5 protein-coding genes, 1 tRNA gene and 1 pseudogene are annotated in these 5,263 nt (G+C 39.0%); all 7 read left to right on the forward strand.

Annotated elements, in window-relative coordinates; all coding sequences use genetic code 11:
* Positions 1 to 384 (forward strand): annotated as a pseudogene (locus Q1R07_RS11720) (efflux RND transporter periplasmic adaptor subunit); the annotation flags it as partial.
* 22 nt (positions 385 to 406) lie between these two features.
* Entirely contained in the window at positions 407 to 1,168 is a 762-nt protein-coding gene (locus Q1R07_RS11725) for an ABC transporter ATP-binding protein (RefSeq protein WP_300490329.1), read from the forward strand.
* Positions 1,155 to 2,375, forward strand: a complete 1,221-nt coding sequence (locus tag Q1R07_RS11730) for an ABC transporter permease (RefSeq protein ID WP_300490333.1) — start codon at positions 1,155 to 1,157, stop codon at positions 2,373 to 2,375. The genes Q1R07_RS11725 and Q1R07_RS11730 overlap by 14 nt, the downstream gene beginning before the upstream one ends.
* 536 nt (positions 2,376 to 2,911) lie before the next feature.
* Entirely contained in the window at positions 2,912 to 4,462 is a 1,551-nt protein-coding gene (locus tag Q1R07_RS11735; RefSeq protein WP_300490336.1) for an OmpA family protein, read from the forward strand.
* A gap of 29 nt (positions 4,463 to 4,491) precedes the next feature.
* Positions 4,492 to 4,626, forward strand: a complete 135-nt coding sequence (locus Q1R07_RS11740; protein WP_300490339.1) for a hypothetical protein — start codon at positions 4,492 to 4,494, stop codon at positions 4,624 to 4,626.
* A gap of 66 nt (positions 4,627 to 4,692) precedes the next feature.
* Positions 4,693 to 5,031: a DUF1508 domain-containing protein gene (locus tag Q1R07_RS11745; protein ID WP_300490342.1), complete on the forward strand. Its 339-nt coding sequence runs from the start codon at positions 4,693 to 4,695 to the stop codon at positions 5,029 to 5,031.
* A 145-nt stretch (positions 5,032 to 5,176) separates the two neighbouring features.
* Positions 5,177 to 5,262: transfer RNA gene (locus Q1R07_RS11750), tRNA-Leu, on the forward strand.
* Position 5,263 lies beyond the last annotated feature (1 nt).

A 5,263-nucleotide genomic window follows, 5' to 3' on the forward strand; every position in this document is an offset into this window, starting at 1 on the left:
AAAGAAATCAAAAACACCTTATTAGTATCCGCCAAAGCCATCGCTTTTCAACCCGATTCGACCTTGACAAAACAGTACAAAATCGGAAAAGCCCCCGCTCACAACAGGACAAACAGAAAGGCATCAAAAAACGGCATTCATCAAACCGACAGTATTATCCCCAAAAAGGCGACCGTATGGATAAAAGAAGGAATGACACTCGTTCCGAAACAAATCGAAATCGGATTAGACAACGATATAGATGTTCAGGTGATTAAAGGTATAACCGACAAAGATGAGATTGTAACCGGGATTAACGTACCACGGCAATCCAAAAACAATAAAGCAAACAATTCAAGTCCGTTTATCCCTAAACGTCCGGGCGGCGGTGGCGGAAGAAATTAATTTTAGCCTAAAATGAATCGCAATGGGTAAAAAAATTCTGGAAATACAGGATATGAAAAGAGAATTCGTCATGGGTTCCGAAACCGTTCGGGCTTTAAAAGGCGTTTCTTTTGACGTTATGGAAGGCGAATTCATGACTATAATGGGCAGCAGCGGCTCGGGAAAAACCACACTACTCAACATTTTAGGTTGCCTGGACAAACCATCGGAAGGGAATTATTTATTGGATGATGTGAATGTAAAGTCCTTATCCAAAAACGAACTAGCAGCGTTGCGCAACACCAAAATCGGATTTATATTTCAGTCGTATAACCTATTAGCACGCACTTCGGCTATAGAAAATGTAGAATTACCACTACTCTATAATTCCAAAGTATCAACAAAAGAACGAAAGGAAAGAGCCATTAAAGCTCTGGAAGCCGTAAAACTGGCCGATCGTTTGGATCACTTCCCTAACCAACTTTCGGGCGGACAACAACAGCGGGTCGCCATTGCACGTGCTTTGGTAAACGATCCCGTGATGATTCTTGCCGATGAAGCCACCGGTAATCTCGACACCCGGACATCCTACGAAATCATGGCGTTGATTCAGGAATTAAACGCTCAGGGAAAAACGATCATCTTTGTAACCCACGAACCCGACATCGCCGCTTTTAGCAGTCGGACGATAACCCTGCGAGATGGCAAAATCACGAAAGATTTTTACAACCAAAACATAAAATCGGCGAAGCAGATGCTGTCCGATTTTAATGTCGATGACGATTACAAATATGAAAATAGCTAATCTTTTTTTAATCGCATTAAAGGCATTACGCCGCAATAAGCTCCGGGCATTATTAACCATGCTCGGTATTATTATAGGTGTGGCATCGGTTATTGCCATGGTTGCCATCGGACAAGGATCCAAACAAAGCATACAGGATCAGTTATCGAGCATGGGTTCCAATATGATTACAATACGTCCCAACAGTAATGTTACTGCCGGTGCGCGCTTAGACATATCCAGCGTACAAACTTTAACGCTTGCCGATGTGGACGCACTAAAAAAAGAAGCAACCTATCTGAATGCTGTATCACCGGCCGTATCGTCAAAAGGACAAGCCATCAACGGTTCGCTAAACTGGCCAACATCGATGCAGGGTGTTGATGTGGATTATTTAAAGATTCGCAACTGGCCGTTAAAAGAAGGTATTGCTTTTCGGGAATCGGACATCCATGTAGCCAATAAAGTCTGCCTTATAGGACAAACGGTAGCCGACAATATTTTTCCTCCGGGTACCGACCCAATCGGACAGACCATCCGGTTTAATAAAATCCCATTTCGAATTATCGGTATTTTGGAAACCAAAGGCGAAAATGCATTCGGACAGGATCAGGATGACGTGATTATTGCTCCTTATAGTACCGTTCAGAAACGAATTACCAACTCCATTTACCTGCAAAATATTTATGCCGCCACGGCCGATGAAAGCCAAACCGCTTTGGCAACAGCCGAAATCGAACAAATCATGCGGACTTCCCATCGATTAAAAGTGAAAGATGACGATGATTTTTCGGTGCGAACCCAAGCCGAATTGATCAATACCTTTAGCTCCACCAGTCAGTTGCTAACCGTATTGTTAACGGCCATATCCGGCATTTCCTTATTAATAGGTGGTATTGGCATTATGAATATCATGTATGTATCGGTTACGGAACGCACCAAAGAAATTGGTTTACGTATGTCGATAGGCGCCAACGGACGTGATATTTTACTACAATTCCTGGTAGAAGCAATATTGATCAGCTTAACTGGCGGACTTATCGGGATCCTATTGGGCATTATCGCCTCAAAACTGATCCAAATATTCCTACAGTGGCCAACTTTGATTTCGGAATCTTCGGTTATTCTTTCGTTTTTGGTTTGCGCGATAACCGGTATTTTTTTCGGTTATTATCCCGCTTTAAAAGCTTCAAAACTCGACCCAATTGAGGCTTTACACTTCGAATAATATTTTTATAACAACCTCATCTACCTACAAAATCCAAATCATCACCTCTTTTCAAAAGAAAAACACTCCTTAATTCCGATTAGGGTTAGTACATTTTGCGTTTATATATTTTTCACAATAGTGTGAAAATAAATATTTTAAGAAAACCCTTCCTAAAAGTCGGGCAAAAAAACGTCCCATATGCGCATTTTTAAAAACCGCAAATATTTCGTCAAAATTTAATTTTTTCTTCATAAACGGACGAACCATAACAACTACAAAACGATCAACCTCCCTATACAAAAATAAAATCTAACCACCACATAATCAACAAACAAACTGCTGAAATAACGGCAATTAAATTTCACATTTCCATCTTCTATTGTTATTTCTTAAAAAGGCGTAAAATCCGCATAATGTAATCCTAATTTTACATCCGTGCATTTTATCGATTTTTTACGTCTGTTTAAAGATTTATTAACGCAATCATAATAATCAAGTATATATTCGTGACAGTATCAGAATAATACAGTATAAACTTTGACAATATAACAAAAATGAAATCTCCCAATCTTTTTGTTTTTTCACTGCTTTTTTCCATTCAATTATTTGCACAAGGACAAAGCAGTTTTACTAAAAACATTAAAATACCGCAAAGTAACGGTTTTAGTTTCACTACCTATGACGCAGGTGTAAATAGTGAACTATCGGAAATTGGCACCGCCTTCTTTATGAATAAGTACCTGATCTTATCCAATAAGAAAAGAGGGTTTTCGAATGTTTCAATCGATCCGAAAACAAATACACCAAACAACAATTTGTTCTGTGTTGAATTCGACAAACAGGGGAACCTGTCGCGTCCGGTAATTTTTTCCAAATTATTGGATAGCGACGGTAATGAAGGTGGCGTAACCTTTTCGGCCGATCAAAAGACCATTTACTTAACTCGTTCGAAAGAAGAAAACAGCAAACAATTTTCATTGTATAAAGCTACGCTTGATTTAGAAGCAAAAGGATTCTGGAAAGACATCCAACCTTTGGCTATTAATGGAAACTACTCTATCGAAACCCCATTTATGGGACCAAACGGTCAGAAAATATACTTTTCATCAGATATGAAAGGTGGTTTTGGCGGTTACGATATATATAGTGCCGATGTAATGACCGACGGAACTTTAACCAACGTTACCAATCTTGGACCTACGGTTAACTCGGCCAAAGACGAAAAATATCCGTATGTAACCGGTGATAACCGTTACCTGTATTATTCGTCTAACGGACACGAAACGTTTGGCGGATATGATGTTTTCCGTGTTTCATCGGTAAACGGTGATTTTATCAACCGTTCGAACCTGGGTGAAACGATCAACTCCAACAACGACGAGATCGCTTTTACATTCAGCTATCAGAACAAAGGTTATATTTCATCCAACCGAAAAGCCGACAAATCCGATTTTGATATTTACAAATTCGAATTGGTTGTATTGGAACAGAATTTCAACGGTGTAGTAGAAGAAAACAAAACCAAAACAGCACTACCAAATGCTACCGTTGTTGTTAAAAACGAATTTGGCGACATTATCAAAACCCTTAAATCTGACGACCACGGTAAATTCGGTCTTAAAATGGATCCATTGGTGGATTACACTATTGAAACATCCAAAGAAGGTTACGAGCCGAACACTCACTATTTTAAACCAAACGGAAATAGTGTTGCCTATAGCGGTAAAATCGACTTAAGTCAGTTAAAAGCAAAAGTAACCGATAGCGCTATTGAGATTGAAAACATTTATTTCGATTTCAACAAAGCAACACTTAAAAAGGAATCCGAATTATCGTTAAACAAAATCATCGAGGTATTGAACGACAACCCGGAAATGAAGATCAGCATCAATGCCCATACCGATTCCAAAGGTAAGCCTGAATACAATATGGCATTGTCTGAAAAACGCGCACAATCGGCTTTTAAATATTTAACCAGCAATGGTATTTCCAAAGACCGTTTAATTTACAAAGGTTACGGAAAATCAAAACTTAAATGCAACGGCAATTGTACTGAAGAACAGGAAAGCCAGAACCGCCGAGTTGAATTTATCATAAAAAAATAAACCACTATAATTACACTTAAACAAACGCCATGAAAAAATTATTCATCGCAGGTATTATTACTGTATCTGTTTTATCCGCATCATGCTCAAGCGGTTGGAATTGCAAATCAAGTTATGTAAAAAATGACGTGACAAAAAAGAAAGAAATGCAAAAAGAAGCATAGTAAAAAGTCCCTAATAAGGGACTTTTTTGTTAGTTTTGCCGTCCTTTAAAAACAGCATACATTTAGATGGGGGCATTTGTAATCACCAAAAGAGAAAACGGACAATACCGCTTTAATTATACTTCCCGGAAAGGAAAGATCATCCTTACCGGCGCGAGTCATAATCAGAAAGTGGGTTGCGTGCGGGATATACAGATGCTAAAGCTCTACCATGCCGACACTTTGTTTTTAAAGTTTAAAACCCCGGGTGGAAAGTATTTTTTCCGTGTGGTCATTCAGGATCATATTTATGCCACCAGCCGGAAGTTTACAACCGAATTACGGATTGCCAAAGGAATTGAAGAGATTCAACGCAATGTCGAAATAGCCGAAGTACTGGATTTTAGCGTTGACGTTTTCTTTTAAAAGCACTTTTTCACATTTTTTGAATCGCTAATAGTGCTTATTTTCAGCATCATTCGAAAAACCCTGTAGTTTAAAGGCATTCAATTACAAATAAAGCTTGCAGAATTAAAATATAATACTACCTTTGCAGCCGATACCAAGAAATGCTCGAGTGGTGGAATTGGTAGACACGCTGGACTTAAAATCCAGTGAACAGTAATGTTCGTGCGGGTTCAAGTCCCGCCTTGAGTAC

It is taken from the genome of Flavobacterium sp. (assembly GCF_030146175.1).
Taxonomy (GTDB): domain Bacteria; phylum Bacteroidota; class Bacteroidia; order Flavobacteriales; family Flavobacteriaceae; genus Flavobacterium.

What these genes read in the sequence shown, in the direction of transcription:
- Q1R07_RS11735 (WP_300490336.1), top strand. Translation starts at nt 2,912, where the DNA reads ATGAAATCTCCCAATCTTTTTGTTTTTTCACTGCTTTTTTCCATTCAA.
- Q1R07_RS11730 (WP_300490333.1), top strand. Translation starts at nt 1,155, where the DNA reads ATGAAAATAGCTAATCTTTTTTTAATCGCATTAAAGGCATTACGCCGC.
- Q1R07_RS11725 (WP_300490329.1), top strand. Translation starts at nt 407, where the DNA reads ATGGGTAAAAAAATTCTGGAAATACAGGATATGAAAAGAGAATTCGTC.
- Q1R07_RS11745 (WP_300490342.1), top strand. Translation starts at nt 4,693, where the DNA reads ATGGGGGCATTTGTAATCACCAAAAGAGAAAACGGACAATACCGCTTT.
- Q1R07_RS11740 (WP_300490339.1), top strand. Translation starts at nt 4,492, where the DNA reads ATGAAAAAATTATTCATCGCAGGTATTATTACTGTATCTGTTTTATCC.